The organism is Cellulomonas jepli (assembly GCF_047229345.1).
Lineage (GTDB): Bacteria > Actinomycetota > Actinomycetes > Actinomycetales > Cellulomonadaceae > Cellulomonas_A.
In genome coordinates this window covers 22,265-37,676 of sequence record NZ_JBFTER010000024.1, presented here as the reverse complement: position 1 = coordinate 37,676, position 15,412 = coordinate 22,265, and the positions used below count along the sequence as shown (strand labels likewise).

Genomic DNA, 15,412 nt, shown 5'->3' with positions numbered 1-15,412 from the left:
GAGGGTGATCGTCCCTGCGCGCAACCTCGGCCCCGGTGCAGGCTCGGGCTCGCGACCCGACCCGAGCGCGCCCCCCACGCCCCCCTCGGCCACGGGCGGTGCCCCGGTCGACGGCGCGGACGTCACTCCCGACCCCGCCGCGGCCGCCGCCCCCGTGCTCGTCGAGCCGCCGTCCGCCGAGGAGCTCGTCGCCGGTGCGCTCGCGGGCTGGCGCGCACGCCTCGTCGAAACCGCGGGCGGCTCGACCCTCGCGGACGTCGACCTGCTCGGTGACGCCGCCCTCGACCTGTCGGCCGCGCACCCGTCGGGCATCGCCCAGCTCTTCGCGGGCCGCGAGACGCGCCTGTCGAACCTCGTGCGCGAGGGCGGGTCCCTCGCGACCGCCAAGCGCCGCGCCCGGGCCGTCGGCGCACGCGCCGAGCAGTACGCGCAGCGCTACGGCATCGCCCCGACGTACCTCGCGATCGGCGTCGCGACGTGGACCGAGCGGACGACCCCCGACGTGGCCGAGGACGACGTCGCGGCGCTGGCCGCCGTCACGCGCCGCGCGCACGGCACGGACCCCGACGACGCGCTCGCGCCCCTCGGCGGCGTCTCCGCGCCGGCCGGTGCGACGACCGCGAGCGAGCCGCGCACCGTCCGGGCGCCCGTGCTGCTGCGTCCCGTGTCGCTGCGGGCCCGGGGGAGCGGCGAGAGCGACTACGAGCTCGTGCTCGAGCAGACCCTCGAGGTCAACCCCGTGGTCGCGCGCGCGCTGCGCAGCCGCGGCGCACTGCTCGACCCGGGCGCCGTCGCGCGCGGCACGTTCACGGGCACGGGCTTCGACCCGCGCCCGGCGCTCGCCCGGCTCGCGTCGCTCGGCGGCGCGGTCCTCGAGGGTTTCCGGCTCACCGAGAGCCTCGTCGTCGGGACGTTCGTGCATCCCGGGCAGGTGCTCGTCGACGACCTGGACCAGCTCTCCGGGACGCTCGACCGGCACGAGGTGGTCGCCGCGCTGGCCGGTGTCGACGAGGCGCTCGAGCGCGTCCGGCGCCCGCTGCCCGAGATGCGCCGCGGCGACCGCGAACCCGACGTCGAGCGCGGCGTGGGCGACCTCGACGCCGCCCAGCAGCACGTCCTCGACCTGCTCGCGACGGGCGAGCACCTGTTCGTCGACGCCCCGACCGGCTCCGACGTGACCGGGACGCTCGCGGCGGTCGTCGCCGACGCGGCCGCGTCCGGCAAGACGGTCCTCTACGTGCCCGGGCACCGCCGTGCGGCGGGGGCCCTCGCGGCCCGGCTCGCGGAGCTCGGGCTCGACGACCTGCTGCTCGACGTCGCGCCCGAGGCCGGCTGGCGCACCGCCGCCGCGCGCCGCCTGCTCGACGCGATGACCCTCGAGAGCACCCCGGTCGACGCCGCCCGCACGACGCTGCTGCGCCGGGACCTCGTCGCGCACCGCGAGCGCCTGCGCGCCTACGTCGACGCGCTGCACGCCGGCCGCACGCCGTGGGACGCGTCCGCGTACGACGCCCTCCAGGCGCTCGCGAGCCTGACCGCGACGCGCCCGGCCCCCCGCACGACCGTGCGGCTCGCGCCCGACGTGGCGCGGGTGCTCGACGCCGAGGGGCGCGCGGTGCTCGCGGCGGACCTCGAGCGGGCGGTGGCGCTCGGCGCCTCGACGCTCCGCCCGACCGACACGCCGTGGTTCGGCGCCGACCTGACGACCGACCACGCCGCGCGCGAGACGCTCGACCGGATCGGCCGCCTGCTCGACCATGCGCTCCCGATCCTCGCCTCGCGCGTCAAGGAGGTCGCCGCGGCGACGGGCCTGAACGAGGCCACGACGGTCGACGCGTGGGGCGAGCAGCTCGTGATGCTCGGCGGCATCCGTGGCGCGCTCGACGTGTTCCAGCCGCTCATCTTCGAGCGCACCGCCGCCGACCTCGTCGCCGCGACCGCGACCAAGCAGTGGCGCGAGGAGCACGGGATGCCGATGGGCTTCTGGCTCCGCCGCCGGCTGCGCAAGCAGGCGAAGGACATGGTGCGCCCCGGGCGACCGGTCGCCGACCTGCACACCGCGCTCATCGGCGTGCAGGAGCAGCGCCAGATCTGGCAGGCGCACTGCCCGGCGGGTGGCTGGCCGCGCCTGCCCGAGGGCCTCGCGACCATCGAGGACGAGTACCGCACGGTGCGGGCGGACCTCGACGCGCTCGACGCGGTGCTCCGCACCACCCCCGGCGGGGGAGGGCTCACGGCCCTGGCGCTGCCCGCGCTCGTCGAGCGCCTGCGCCGGCTGTGGGGCGACGCGCGCGCGCTCGACGCCCTGCCCGAGCGCACCCGCCTCGTCCGGTCGCTGACCGCCGCGGGCCTGGGCTCGCTGCTCGACGACTTCGCCGCGCGCCGGGTCGAGGCCGAGCTCGCGGGACCGGAGCTCGAGCTCGCGTGGTGGAGCACGGTGTTCGAGCAGATCATCGGGGACGACCCCGCGCTCGCCGACTACGACGGCGCGGCCCTCGGGCGGCTCGCCGCGCAGTACGCCGCGCTCGACCGTGCGCACGTCGCGAGCCTGTCCGGGCCGGTGCGCCGCGCCGTCGTCGGGCACGTCGCGTCCGCGCTGCGGGCGAACCCGGGGCAGACGCAGGCGCTGTTCGCCGAGCTCGTCGAGGACCGCATCACGAACCTGCGCGAGACCGTGACCCGGTACCCGGACCTCGTGCGCCGCCTGCGCCCGGTCCTCGCCGCGTCGCCCATGCTCGTCCCGCAGGTGCTGCCCGCGACCCGCACGGTCGACCTCGTCGTGCTCGACGCCGCCGCGCACCTGCCGCTCGAGGTCGCGCTCGCCGCGATCGCGCGCGGTCGCCAGGTGGTCGTGCTCGGCGACGCCCGCTGCGCGTCCGGCAGCGCGGTCCGCGAGCTCGCCGAGGTGCTGCCCGGCGTCGCGCTGCGGGCCGACGCCTCGCGCCGCGACCCGCACCTGACCGCGTTCCTCGCCGCGCACGGCTACGGCGACGTGCTCAGCCCGACCCCGCTGCCGCAGAACGCCCCGCTCGTGCGCCTCGACGTCGTCGACGGCACGGGCATGCCGGACGCGACGAGCGGCGCCGTCGACAGCACGCGCGCCGAGGTCGAGCACGTCGTCGAGCTCGTCCTCATCCACGCCCTGACCCGGCCCGACGAGTCGCTCGCCGTGATCACGCCGTCGTCCGTGCACGCCGAGCACGTGCGCGAGGCGGTGCTGGCGGAGGTGCGCGACAACCCCGGGCTCTCGGCGTTCTTCGACGCCGGCGTGGCCGAGCCGTTCGTCGTCGCCGACCTCGCGGGCGTCGCCGGGCTCAGCCGGGACGCGGTCGTGCTGTCGGTCGGCTTCGGCCGGACCCCGCACGGGCGGGTGCTGCACCGCTTCGGGCCCATCGGCGGCCCGGGCGGGGACGCGCTGCTGCTCGCCGCGCTCGGCGCGACCCGGCACCGGCTCGACGTCGTCTCGTGCTTCCGCGCCGGCGACCTCGACCCCGAGCGCCTGCGCGGACCCGGCCCCCGGCTCCTCGCGGACCTGCTCGCGTTCGCCGAGCGCCGCAGCGCCGACTCGGGCGAGGTGTCGTTCACGCCGTCGACGACCGCACCGTCGGTCGCGTCGATCGCTGCGGCGACCGCGCCGTTCGTGTCGATCGCTGCGTCCGTCCCGCCGTCCGCGGACCGGACCGCGTCCGGCGACTCGACCACGTCCGTCGACGGGACCGCGTCTGCCGCCTCCACCACGTCCGGCGACTCGACCACGCCCGGTGCCGGGTCGGCCGGGACCGAAGCGAGCCGCTCGGCCGCCGACCCCGACACCATGACGCTCCCGCAGCACGTCGACGACCGCGCCGGGCACGAGCCCGACCGGCTCGTCGTCGACCTCGCGGAGCGGCTCTGGCGCCACGGCCTGACCGTCGAGCTCGACCACGGGCTCCCCGGCGGCACCCGCATCCCCCTCGCGGTCGGCCACCCCGACCTCCCGGGCCGCCTGCTCGTCGCGGTCCTCACCGACGACGAGGCCTACGTCGCCGAGCCGAGCATCCGGGTGCGCGACCGCCAGGTCGCCGAGCGCCTCGAGCGGCTCGGCTGGACGGTCGTGCAGGTGTGGTCGGCCGCGGCGTTCCTCGACCCGCAGGCCGAGGTCGACCGCGTCCGGAGCGCCGTCGAGGCGGCGATCCCGGCGGCGCCCGCGGCGGTGCGGCCCGCAGCCGGCACCCGGGCCCCCGCGCGCGTCGACGAGCCCGAGGACGACGCGGACGTGGAGACCCCGGCGCACGGCGTCGCGCTCATGCCCGGCGGCCCGACCACGCCCGACGGCGCGCCGGCGCACGGCGTCGCGCTCATGCCCGGCACCACGACCACGCCCGACAGCACGACGACGCCCGGCGGCACGGTCAAGACCGGAGCCGAGGGGACGCCGGCCGCCGGCCCGGCAGATCCGGGTTCCGAGGCGCGTGCGGCAGCCGCGGTCCCCGGTTCGCCGGAGGCCGAGGGTCGGTCCGACGCGTCCACGCCCACCGACCCCGCCTGGGCCGAGCCTGTGACCCGTGCGCGCCGCCGGACGCCTCCGCCCGCCGCGCCGCAGAGCCCACTCACGCCGCCGCGAGGGACGCTCGCCGCGCGGAAGAGCCCATGGCACGCCGTGACACCCCCGACCCCGCCGACGCCCGCCGGCCCCGCCACCGCGACCCCGTCCGGGGGCGACGTCCCCGTCGGAGCCCCGCGCACGGGCCCGGTCCCGGTGCGCACGGGTGCGTGGCCGACGATCCCGGCGGCGCGGCGTAGCGGGAGCGCAGGCCCCGACAGCACCCCTCGCCCCGGAGCCGAGGACTCGGACAAGGGCTCGGTCCGCCAGGACGGGCACACCGCGGCCGGCGGTCCCGGTCGCGCGGACGCCACGCACCCCGAGCCCGCACCAGCCGGGACCGGCCGCCGGGCGCAGAGCCCTGCGACGGGCTCGCTCCCTCAGGTCGAGCGCCGCTCGACGGGCGTCATCCCGCGCGTCGGCGAGGCGCCGGCAGGGTCCCGTCACGTCGAGCGCGTGAGCACGGGGAGCCTGCGCCAGGTCGCACCCTCCGGCACCGGCACGGCTACGGGCACGGGCGCGGGCACGGGGTCGACGCCTCGGGTCGAGCAGCCGACGCTCGCCGTCCCCTCGCGGCCGCGCCCGCCGATCCGGCCCGGCCTGCCGATCAACGCCTACAGCGACGACCAGCTCGACGAGGTCGTCACCTGGCTGGTCTCGGACGGCGTCGAGCGGGGTCGCGAGGAGCTCGCCGCCGCGGTGCGCGAGGCGCTCGGCATCACGCGCCGCAGCTCGCGGGTCGACGCGGTGGTCGCCGGCGCCGTCCGCCGCGCGACGTCCTGAGCCGCAGGCCCGCCCGGCGGTCCGCTCTGCGGTGCGACCATGGAGGCGTGAACGCCGACAAGCCCCGTGACGTCCCGAGCGACGACGCACCGCGTCCGCCGGCGCGCCCGGTCCCGGACACGCCGCTCATCCCGACCCGGAGCGCCGACGACTCGGACGCCGGCTGGGGGGAGCGCACCGACGACGCGAACGACGACCGCCTGCTCCGGGACGTCCCGCCCCACTGGTGACCGGGCGGCGGTCCTGACCCACGACGAGCGACGCGCCAGCGCCTCGACGCGGCAGGCAGACGACGCGTCAGAGTCGCGGCACGGTGGCGCGCCCCGCGGCGCGAGGGCGCACCACCCGCCTACGACGCGTCCGGCCAGAGCCCGATCAGGCGGCTGAACCGTTCCACGACGGCCGGGATGATCCCCTCGGCGCCGAGCGCGCGCCGGACTTCCTCGTGCGGCGGGGACTGGTCGCCGTGCGCCCACCGGTGCAGCGACGTGAGCCGGCCGGCGAGCTCGGGCTCGATCTCGCTCCACCGTCGGGCGGCGCGTGCACGGTCGGTCGTCCAGGTGTGGTCGTGGACGCTCACCATCCCGGCAACGGCGAGCAGGGTCTTGCGGGCCACCCGGACGCCGAGCCGATCCGTGCCTTCCGTCCCGGAGCTCAGGCTGTGGCGCCATCGCCGGAGGTGGTGGCCGAGGTCGCCGTTGAGGCCCCGAGCAGCGCGGGCGTCGGCGGGACAGGACGGAAGGGCGGCGGCCGGGTCGGGGCCGGCGAGGTGAACGCAGTAGTGGCGGACGAAGACACGCAAGCCGTAGGCCGCGTCGGTGTCGCCCGCGAGCTCGTCACTCCTGGCGGCAGCGACTTCCACAGCCCTGCACCGGTCGGCGTAGCGGGCCGAGAGACGTTGCCCGACGATGGCCGCATCGGCGAGGTCGATCGACAGCAGATCCACGTCCGACGACCCGGGACGCGCAGTTCCGGTGGCGACCGACCCGTAGAGGTACAAGGACGCCCCCGACTCACCGACGGACTCGACCGCGTCCCGCAGGACGTCCTCGAAGATGGCCGGCACGCGGTCCCGGCGCGCGCCGGTCCTGATCGTGCCGTCGGCGGCCACCCGCTCCTCGGGGCCGGTCAACGTGAGCCCCCGGGCAGGCGGGCGGTCCACCCGAGCTCGGTCGTCGACGCGCAGCAGCCGTCCGTCATCGGTACGCAAGCGCGATCCCAGCCCACCCGGCCAACGTAGCGGGGGTCGTGTCGTGACCGGAGGGGCCTGAGGCGGACCCCGGCGGTCGGGGTGCGAGCTCGCCGTCGGCCGACGCGCCGGACGCACGACGGCCGCGGCGACCCGGAGGTCGGCCGCGGCCGTCGAGGCGTGCCGGCGGAGAGATCAGCCGCGCGGCGTCGGGGGCAGCGACGGCCCGGTGTCGTTGCGCAGCGCCGCCGACTGCTGCCCGGCGAGCAGGTCGCGGATCTGCTGGAGCAGCAGGATGTCCTCCGCCGGAGCCGTGGGCTCCGCCTCGAGGCCCTTCTTGCGGCGCTCGGCGAGCTTGTTGAGCGGCAGGACGATGAAGAAGTAGATCGTGATCGCCGTGATGAGGAACTGCAGGATGGCGTTCAGGATCAGGCCGATCGAGAAGACCGTCCCGTTGATCGTGAACTTCGCGACGTCGCTGATGTCCGGCTGACCGAAGATCAGGGCGATCAGGGGCCCGAGCAGGCCCTCCTGCAGCGAGGCCACGATCCCGGCGAACGCCGTACCGATGATCACACCGACCGCGAGGTCGATCGCGTTGCCGCGTGAGATGAAGTCCTTGAAGCCGTTGAGCAGGCTCTTCACGGTCGCTCCTGTTCGTGGTGCACGCGCACGGCCGGGTGCACGCGTCGAACGGGATCATTCCACGAAGACGGCGCTGAGTCCGGACGAACCGGTCAGCGCCACCGACTCCTCGGGGGTCACCGCCAGCAGCACCAGGGGCGAGCGTTCGGCCTCCCCGCCACCGCCCCCGAGCAGCCCTCCGCCGAGGGGCTCCGTGCCGGACGACCCTCCCGTGTCCGCGTCGGTCGGCCCGGCCAGCACGAGCGCCCCGCGCGCGAGGACGCCGGCACCGGTCGTCCCGTCGAGGTCGTCGTCCCCGCCGAGCACGTCCACGACGACGCCGGGGGTGAGCATCGCGGCGACGCCGGGGTCGGCGAACCGGACCGGTGCGACGACGGTGCCGGGCGGGCCGTGCACGGACGCCTGGGTGAAGAGGCTCGGCACGACCGGCAGCCCTGGCGTCCCCGGCACGGCGAGCGTCGCGTCCGGCAGCTCCTCGGCGGCGCGCAGGCCCGCGTCGGGCACGAGGTCGACCGGCAGCCGCACCGTGCGGACGTCGTCGGGAGCCAGGCGCTCACCGGCGGCGACGGCGCGGTCGAGGACCAGGACGGGTGCCGTCGGGGGCGGGGCGGGCCGGAGGGCGCTCACGACGACGGCGCACGCACACCCGAGGAGCAGCGCGGCGACGGGGAACCGTGCACGCCACAGGAGGAGTCGTGCGCGCACGAGCGGCCGCGGCGACGTGCGCGAGGCCGTGCGCGCACCTCGATGCGGGGCACGGCCGGGGGAGCGGTCGCGGGACGGGGCTGCAGCGCGGAGCAGGGGCATGCCGCGACGCTAGGTCGACGGCGTCCCGACGGTCGGCGGCAGCCGCCGCGCGCCCGGTCCGTCGCCGGGCCGCTGGGCTGAGGGTGCGCGACCGGCACCGCCGCCCGTCAGCTCGCGGCGGTGGCCGGAGCCGAGGACGACCCGCTCGACGCCGCGGGCTTCGCCGGGGTCGAGGAGGACGACGACCCCTCGCCCGAGGAGCCGGAGGTCCCCGACGAGGACCCGCCGTTCGACGACGACGCGGAGCCGGACGAGGATGCGCTCGACGACGAGGACGAACCCGACGAGGACGTGCTCTTGCCCGACGACCGCGAGTCGTTGCGGTAGAACCCCGAGCCCTTGAACACGACGCCCACGGCCGAGAACACCTTGCGCAGGCGTCCCTCGCACTCGGGGCACACCGTGAGGGACTCGTCGCTGAACGACTGCTGGATGTCGAAGGCGTGCCCGCAGGCGGTGCACGCGTACGAGTAGGTGGGCACTGGTGTCTCCTGGTTCGGGCGGGACGGCCGGCCGGGGACGCCGGGCGCTCACGAGGGGCGCGCGACGTCGGCCTGGTCGTCCGACGTGCTGGCACTCTCCAACTTCGAGTGCCAAGTCTACCGGGGGACGCAAGCCCGGCACGCGCCTCGCTGCACCGGGTGCGCGCCGGGGGGCGTGCACCCGGTACGGCCCCGCGGCACGCACTAGTCTCGCTGCGTGCCTCGTCGTCGTGCCGTCCGACTGTCCCTCGCCGCCGCGGCGGCGATCCTCGTGCTCGCGCTCGCGGCGACCGCCGTCGGGACCGTCCTCGTCGTGCGCGAGCCGCTCCCGCAGGTCGCAGGCCGCGTCGAGGTGCCCGGCCTCGGGTCCGCGGTGACCGTGAGCCGGGACGAGCGTGGCGTGCCGTTCATCGAGGCGGACACCTCGGGCGACCTGTTCCGCGCGCAGGGCTACGTGCACGCGCAGGACCGCTTCTTCGAGATGGACTACCGCCGCCACGTGACGGCCGGGCGCCTCTCGGAGCTGGTCGGCGAGAACGAGGCCGCGCTCGAGGCCGACGCCGTGATCCGCACGCTCGGCTGGCGCCGCGTCGCGGAGCAGGAGTGGGAGCTGCTCGAGCCCGAGACCCGGGAGAACCTGCAGGCGTACGCCGACGGGGTGAACGCGTACCTCGACCAGCGCGACCGGTCGGCGCTCGCCGTCGAGTACAGCGTCCTCGACGTCCGGCTCGACCTCGCGGACCCCGAGCCGTGGACGCCCGTCGACTCCCTCGCGTGGCTCAAGGCGATGGCGTGGGACCTCAAGGCCAACTACTCCGACGAGCTCGCGCGCGGCATGGCCTTCGAGACGATCGGCGACGTCGCGCGCGTCGACGAGCTGTTCCCCGCGTACCCGCAGGACGTCAACCTGCCGATCCTCCAGGCGTCGAGCGTGCAGCCGACGGCCGCCGCGCAGCAGGGCGGGGCCGTCGACCTCTCGTCGTCGCACCTCCAGGAGGCCCTCGCGTCGGCCGAGCGCGCGCTGTCGTCGGTGCCGCACCTGCTCGGCGAGGGCGACGGGATCGGCTCCAACTCGTGGGTCGTCTCGGGGACGCACACCGTCTCGGGGCTCCCCGTCCTCGCGAACGACCCGCACCTCGGCATCTCGGCCCCGGGCATCTGGACGCAGGTCGGCCTGCACTGCCGCGAGCGCTCCGCCGAGTGCCCGTACGACGTCTCGGGCTTCTCGTTCGCCGGGCTCCCGGGCGTCGTGATCGGGCACAACAGCTCGCTCGCGTGGGGCCTGACGAACCTCGGCGCGGACGTCACGGACTTCTTCCTCGAGCGCGTGTCCGACGGCACGGCGCTGCTCGACGGCGAGCGCGTCCCGCTGAGCACGCGTCGCGAGGTGATCAAGGTCAACGGCGGCGAGGACGTCGAGCTCGAGATCCGGTCGACGGCGCACGGGCCGATCGTCTCGGACGTCCTCGACATCGACGCGCTCGGCGACGTCCCGGTGCCCGAGGGGTCGCCGTACGGGCGGTACGAGGTCGCCCTCGGGTGGGCCGCCCTGACCCCGGGCCGCACGGCGGACGCGATCTTCGCGCTCGGACGGGCCGCGGACGCGGACGACGTCGCGGCGGCCGCCGCGCTGTTCGAGGTTCCGTCGCAGAACATCGTGTACGCGACGACGGACGGGCACATCGGCTACCAGGCGCCCGGCCGCATCCCGGTGCGGGCGGACGTCGTGGGCTCGGCGGTGCCGTCCGACGGCTCGTGGCCGCGGCCCGGCTGGGACAGCGCGTACGACTGGCAGGGCTGGGTCCCCGCCGAGCAGATGCCCGCGGTGCAGGACCCGGCGGAGGGCTTCATCGTGGCGGCGAACCAGGCCGTCACCCCCGCCGGCGTCGGCCCCTACCTCACGTCCGACTGGGACTACGGCTTCCGTGCGCAGCGCATCCGCTCGGTCCTGGAGGAGCAGATCCGCTCGGGCGAGCAGATCGACGTCGCGACGACCCGCTCGCTGCAGGCCGACGTCGACAACCCGTACGCGCACGTGCTGCTCCCGGCGCTCCTCGCGGTCGACGTCCCCGACTCGTTCGACGACGACGGCCAGGAGCTGCTGCGCACGTGGGACCTGCGCTCCGACCCCGACTCCGCGGCGGCCGCGTACTTCGCGTCGGTGTGGTCCAACCTGCTCGAGCTCACGTTCTGGGACGACCTCCCCGAGGGCTACGAGCCGACGGGCGGGGCGCGCTGGCTCGAGGTGGTCCGCCGGCTGCTCGAGACGCCCGACGGCTCCTGGTGGGACGACCGCAGCACCGTCGGGGTCGTCGAGGGGCGCGACGAGATCCTGACGCGCGCGCTCGTGGCCGCGCGCCGCGAGCTCACCGCCGACCTCGGCAAGGACCCGTCCGACTGGCGCTGGGGCAAGGTCCACACCGCGGCTCCCGAGCACGACGTCCTCGGCTCGCCCGCGCTGCCCGCGCCGGTGCGCCGGCTGGTCAACCCGGCTCCGCGCGAGGTCGGCGGCGGGGCGTCGCTCGTCAACGCGACCGCGTGGGACGCCGGGAGCGGCTCGTTCCGGGTGACGGCCGCACCGTCGATGCGCATGGTCGTCGACCTGGCCGCCCTGGACTCGTCGGCGTGGATCACGATGACCGGCGCGTCCGGCCACCCGGGCTCCGTGCACTACGCCGACCAGCTCACCCCGTGGGCGGAGGGACGGCTGTTCCCGTGGCCGTTCAGCGCCGACGCGATCGACGACGCCGCGTCCGACGTCCTGGAGCTCGAGCCCCCGGCCTGACCTGTCGCGTCAGTCGACGGGGCGCAGCGGCACGTGCCGGCCCGCGTCCTCGGTGCGCAGGCAGTGCCAGCCCTCCGGGGTCGCGACGGCGTCGACCGTGCGGTCGTGCGCCTCGCGGGGGAGCGGGCGCACGTCGGCGTCGTAGAGCTCCTCGGGGAAGACGAGCGCGACGACGCGGACTCCGGGGCGTGCGTGCAGCAGCGCGCGGTCGTACCAGCCGCCGCCCTGGCCGAGCCGGGTGCCGCGCGTGTCCACGGCGAGCGCCGGCGCGACCACGACCTCGGCGTCGGCGATCGCCTCGGCCCCGAGCGTCGGGGTGCCGGGCTCGGGCGGTCGACCGGGGGCGCGCTGACGCAGGTCGTCGGCCCCGGCGTACTCGGCCCAGTCGCGCTGCAGGCCGGTGCCGAGCACCGGGAGCAGCACGCGGACGCCGCGCGCGGCGAGGCGCTCGAGCAGCGGGCCCGTGTCCGGCTCACCCGGACGGGACGCGTAGACCGACACGCAGGAGGCCTCGGCGATCTCCGGGACGGTCTCGACGACGTCGGCGAGCGCGAGGCCGGCCTCGGTGCGTCGTCGGGGGGAGCGGGTGGTGCGCGCCTGGCGGATCGAACGGCGCAGGGCGTCCTTCAGGTCCTCGATCTCCGTGCCGTCAGAGGCGTGCGGATAAGGCTGAGCAGCGCTGCGCATGGGGACCAGTATGGCCAACGTTTGCACTCCCTGGGGGGATCGTGAGGGTGGAGATCCTGTGACGTCCCCCTGAACCGCCGTCCGACACCGCACGGACACGGTGGCGCCGCATGTCACGGCGTGTCACCGCGTGCCGCCGCGGCCCGGGCGGGGGTGGGGCACGGCACAATGCGGGCATGAGATCCGTCCAGGACCACCTGGCGGCGGTGCTCGCCGCCGTGGGCCCGGTCGCCCCGCTCGACGTCGTGCTCGCCGACGCGGTCGGGTGCATCCTCGCCGCCGACGTGGTCGCGTCCGTCGACGTCCCCGCGCTGCGGCTCGCGGAGCGCGACGGGTACGCGGTCGCTGCGCAGGACACCGTGCTCGCGCTCGACGCCCGGGGCGCGGTGCAGAGCATGCCCGTCGCGCACGACGTCCTCGCGGGGGCCACGGCGCCGCTGCGCCTCGCGCCCGGTCAGGCCGTCCGGGTCGCCTCGGGTGCGCCGCTGCCGACCGGCGCCGACGCGGTCGTCCCCGTCGAGGAGACGGACCACGGGACGGCGCGCGTGTCCTTCCAGCGCATCGCGCGCGCCGGTCAGCACATCCGGGAGATCGGTTCGGACGTGCGGTCGGGCGACGTCCTGATCGCGGCGGGCACGCGGCTCGGCGCCCGCCAGCTCGCGGTCGCCGCGGCGCTCGGCCGGGGCCGGCTGCGCGTGCACCCGACGCCGCGCGTCGTCATCGTCTCGATCGGCGACGAGCTCGTCGAGCCGGGGTCCCCGCCGCGCGACGGGTCGGTCTACGAGGCGAACGGGCACTGGCTCGAGGCGGCGGTGCGCGACACGGGGGCCGCGGCACGCCGCGTCGGGATCATCGGCGACGAGCGCGTGGCTCTGCGCGAGGCCCTCGAGGACCAGCTCGTGCGCGCCGACCTCATGCTCACGACCGGCGGGCTCAGCGAGTACGCGCGCGACACCGTCAAGGACGTGCTCGCGCCGCTCGGCACGGTCCGCTTCGACAACGTCGCGATGACGCCCGGGCACCGGCACGGCTTCGGGACGGTCGGCGGCGGGCTCGGGGGCGACGGCGCCGTGCCGCTCTTCGCGCTGCAGGGTCACCCCGTCGCCGCCCAGGTGTCGTTCGAGGTGTTCGTGCGCCCCGCGCTGCGGGCGATGGCCGGCCACCCGGAGCTGTTCCGCCCGTCGGTCACCGCGACCGCCACGACCGGCTGGACGTCCCCCGCGGGCATGCGCCAGTTCGTGCCTGCCGTCGTCGTCGGCTCGCCCGACGAGGGCTACCAGGTGACCCCGGTCGGCGACCCGTCCGTGGTGTCCGTCGCGGCGCTCGCCCGGGCCAACGCGCTCGCGGTCGTCGGCGAGCAGGACCTCGCGGTCCGGCCCGGCCAGCGCGTGCACTGCCTCGTGCTGGAGGGCTGATGGCGGCAGGGTGGCCCGTCGTCCTGGCCGACGGCGACGTGCGGCTGCGCCCGCTGCGGCGGCGCGACCAGGGGGCGTGGATGGCGCTGCGCGCCGCGAACGCGACATGGCTCGAGCCGTGGGACGCGACGTCGCCCGTCCCCGTGCTGGGGCCGCGGCCGACGTTCGGGGAGTTCGTGCGCGCGCTCAACCGGCAGGCACGCACCGGGGCGGCGCTGCCGTTCGCGATCGACTACCAGGACCGGCTCGTCGGGCAGCTCACCGTCTCGAGCATCACGTACGGCTCGCTGTGCTCGGCGGCCATCGGGTACTGGGTGTCCCGCGACGTCGCGGGCCGCGGCATCATGCCGACGGCGGTCGCGCTCGCGACGGACCACTGCTTCGGGCCCGTCGGGCTGCACCGCGTCGAGGTCAACATCCGGCCCGAGAACGCGCCGTCGCTGCGCGTCGTCGAGAAGCTCGGGTTCCGCGACGAGGGGCTGCGCGAGCGCTACCTGCACATCGGCAGCGCGTGGTGCGACCACCGGACGTTCGCCCTCACGGTCGAGGACGTGCCCGACGGTCTGCTCGCCCGGTGGCGCGCGAGCCGCTGACCGGCGGACGGGCGCGCCGGCCGCACGTGGCCGCGACGGTTACCACGGGCGACGCTGCCGAGCACCTCGACAGCGCACTACGGGACAGAAGGGACATCTGCGTGGAGGTCAAGGCCGACACGCCGCAGGCGCGTCCCGAGAGCCGGACGCCGCTGCGCCTACCGTCATGACGTGAACTACCAACCCACCGGCGTGGTCGCCCTCGCGGTCGCCGCCCTGTGGATCGCGTACCTGGTGCCGCACAAGCTGCGGTACCGGCAACAGCTGCTCGAGTCGCGGGCGGACGACCGTTTCTCCGGGGCGCTGCGCGTGCTCGCCGTCACCGGCCCTCGAGGCCGGGAGGCACGGCGGGACGCGGAGGCGGCGGCCCGGGCGGGAGCGGGCGCCGACTGCGGCCCGACGACGGAGAAGCGAGTCGGGCTCCTCACCCCGGGGCGGGGTGTCCCGCTCCTGACAGCCGGCAGAGTCGGAGGCACGGCCGTGGATCGACCGCACGGGACGCAGGACAGGATCAGCGCGGACGCCGCACGGCGGGCCGCCCAGCGTCGTGCCGCGCACGCCGCCGCAGTCGCCCGTCGTGGCGCCGCGGCGCGTCGACGCGCCGCGCTGGCCCTCGCGCTGCTCGTCGCGACCGTCGCCGGGTGGACCGTCGTCGGCCTCAGCACGGTGACGGTCGTCGCGGGCATCGTCCCGTCGGTGCTGCTCGGCGGTGTGCTCGTGCTCGGGCGGCGTGCCGTGCTCGCCGGGCGCGCGGCTGACGCCGAGTGGGAGCAGCGACGCCACGAGGCGCCGCCCGTGACCGGGTCGGTGCCGCTCGTCCGGAACCCGCCGGCCCCTGCGCCGGCGCGTGGTGCCGCTGCTTCGTCCGCCACGTCTGCGGGCAAGGGTGCAGGCGTCAAGGGGCGGGCGGTGCACCCGTCCGAGGCGCACACCGAGGTGTTCGCGCGCATCGTCGACAACGTCGAGGGCACGACGGCGGCGCGTGCGCCGATGTCCTCCGCGGGTCGCCCGGCGACCGGCGCGATCCCGGTGGTCAGGAAGGCCGAGACCGGCGCGCAGCCGACCGTCGCGGCGCAGGCGTCCGCGGAGCAGTCCGACGGCGAGCCGTGGTCGCCCGTGCCCGTGCCGCGCCCGACGTACACGACCAAGGCCGCGGCCCCGCGTCGCGAGCCCGCACCGCTCGGGGACGTCGAGGGGTCGACGGCTGCGGCCGCCGAGCCCGCCGGTCCGGGGCGCGTCGAGGTGCCCGCCGCCGAGTCCCGGCCGGCCGCGCGTGCCGACGAGCGGGCCCCGCTCGAGCCGCCTGCCGCGACGACCGGGTCGATGAACCTCGACGAGATCCTCGCGCGCCGTCGGGCTGCGGGCGAGTGATCGTGCGGCTCGCCGCCCGGGTCCGGCCGGTGCTCGGCCGAGGGGCGGCGCGCCGCGGGCTCGATTTCACGTC

General features: G+C 76.5%; 11 protein-coding genes and 2 pseudogenes. 7 read left to right on the top strand and 6 right to left on the bottom strand.

From position 1 onward, the window contains the following. Positions 1-4 precede the first annotated feature (4 nt). Positions 5-5,365, top strand: coding sequence for a hypothetical protein (locus tag AB6N24_RS08040; RefSeq protein ID WP_412868884.1), 5,361 nt, complete (start codon positions 5-7; stop codon positions 5,363-5,365). Positions 5,366-5,412: 47 nt separating this feature from the next. Beyond that, entirely contained in the window at positions 5,413-5,595 is a 183-nt protein-coding gene (locus tag AB6N24_RS08035) for a hypothetical protein (protein WP_412868883.1), read from the top strand. A gap of 119 nt (positions 5,596-5,714) precedes the next feature. Here AB6N24_RS08035 and AB6N24_RS08030 read toward each other — a convergent pair whose 3' ends face one another. The 4 genes and pseudogenes from AB6N24_RS08030 to AB6N24_RS08015 form a co-directional block, all read right to left on the bottom strand. After that, positions 5,715-6,311, bottom strand: a complete 597-nt coding sequence (locus tag AB6N24_RS08030) for a hypothetical protein (RefSeq protein WP_412868897.1) — start codon at positions 6,309-6,311, stop codon at positions 5,715-5,717. After that, positions 6,312-6,431: pseudogene (locus tag AB6N24_RS08025) on the bottom strand (nucleotidyltransferase domain-containing protein); the annotation flags it as partial. A gap of 318 nt (positions 6,432-6,749) precedes the next feature. Further along, complete coding sequence (mscL, locus tag AB6N24_RS08020; protein ID WP_412868882.1) at positions 6,750-7,199, bottom strand: large conductance mechanosensitive channel protein MscL; 450 nt, start codon at positions 7,197-7,199, stop codon at positions 6,750-6,752. 54 nt (positions 7,200-7,253) lie between these two features. Beyond that, positions 7,254-7,826 (bottom strand): SAF domain-containing protein, encoded by a 573-nt coding sequence (locus AB6N24_RS08015; protein WP_412868881.1) that lies wholly within the window; start codon positions 7,824-7,826, stop codon positions 7,254-7,256. A 300-nt stretch (positions 7,827-8,126) separates the two neighbouring features. On the opposite strand from AB6N24_RS08015, the gene AB6N24_RS08010 reads away from it, so the two are divergent. After that, positions 8,127-8,333, top strand: a complete 207-nt coding sequence (locus AB6N24_RS08010) for a hypothetical protein (RefSeq protein WP_412868896.1) — start codon at positions 8,127-8,129, stop codon at positions 8,331-8,333. 14 nt (positions 8,334-8,347) lie between these two features. Here AB6N24_RS08010 and AB6N24_RS08005 read toward each other — a convergent pair. After that, positions 8,348-8,488, bottom strand: a pseudogene (locus AB6N24_RS08005) (FmdB family zinc ribbon protein); the annotation flags it as partial. Between the two features lie 217 nt (positions 8,489-8,705). On the opposite strand from AB6N24_RS08005, the gene AB6N24_RS08000 reads away from it, so the two are divergent. Continuing rightward, a complete protein-coding gene (locus AB6N24_RS08000; RefSeq protein ID WP_412868880.1) occupies positions 8,706-11,273 on the top strand; it encodes a penicillin acylase family protein in 2,568 nt (855 codons plus the stop codon). 9 nt (positions 11,274-11,282) lie between these two features. Here the strand turns inward: AB6N24_RS08000 and AB6N24_RS07995 are convergent, their stop codons facing one another. Next, complete coding sequence (locus tag AB6N24_RS07995) at positions 11,283-11,960, bottom strand: 5-formyltetrahydrofolate cyclo-ligase (RefSeq protein WP_412868879.1); 678 nt, start codon at positions 11,958-11,960, stop codon at positions 11,283-11,285. Positions 11,961-12,136: 176 nt separating this feature from the next. Between AB6N24_RS07995 and AB6N24_RS07990 the strand changes: the two genes are divergently transcribed. The 3 genes from AB6N24_RS07990 to AB6N24_RS07980 all read left to right on the top strand — a co-directional run bounded on the left by AB6N24_RS07990 (position 12,137) and on the right by AB6N24_RS07980 (position 15,339). Further along, positions 12,137-13,375, top strand: a complete 1,239-nt coding sequence (locus AB6N24_RS07990; RefSeq protein WP_412868878.1) for a molybdopterin molybdotransferase MoeA — start codon at positions 12,137-12,139, stop codon at positions 13,373-13,375. Further along, positions 13,375-13,968 carry a GNAT family N-acetyltransferase gene (locus tag AB6N24_RS07985; protein ID WP_412868877.1) on the top strand — a complete coding sequence of 198 codons (594 nt, stop codon included), beginning with the start codon at positions 13,375-13,377 and terminating at the stop codon, positions 13,966-13,968. Before AB6N24_RS07990 ends, AB6N24_RS07985 begins: the two co-directional genes overlap by 1 nt. A 171-nt stretch (positions 13,969-14,139) precedes the next feature. Continuing rightward, positions 14,140-15,339, top strand: a complete 1,200-nt coding sequence (locus AB6N24_RS07980; RefSeq protein ID WP_412868876.1) for a hypothetical protein — start codon at positions 14,140-14,142, stop codon at positions 15,337-15,339. Positions 15,340-15,412 lie beyond the last annotated feature (73 nt).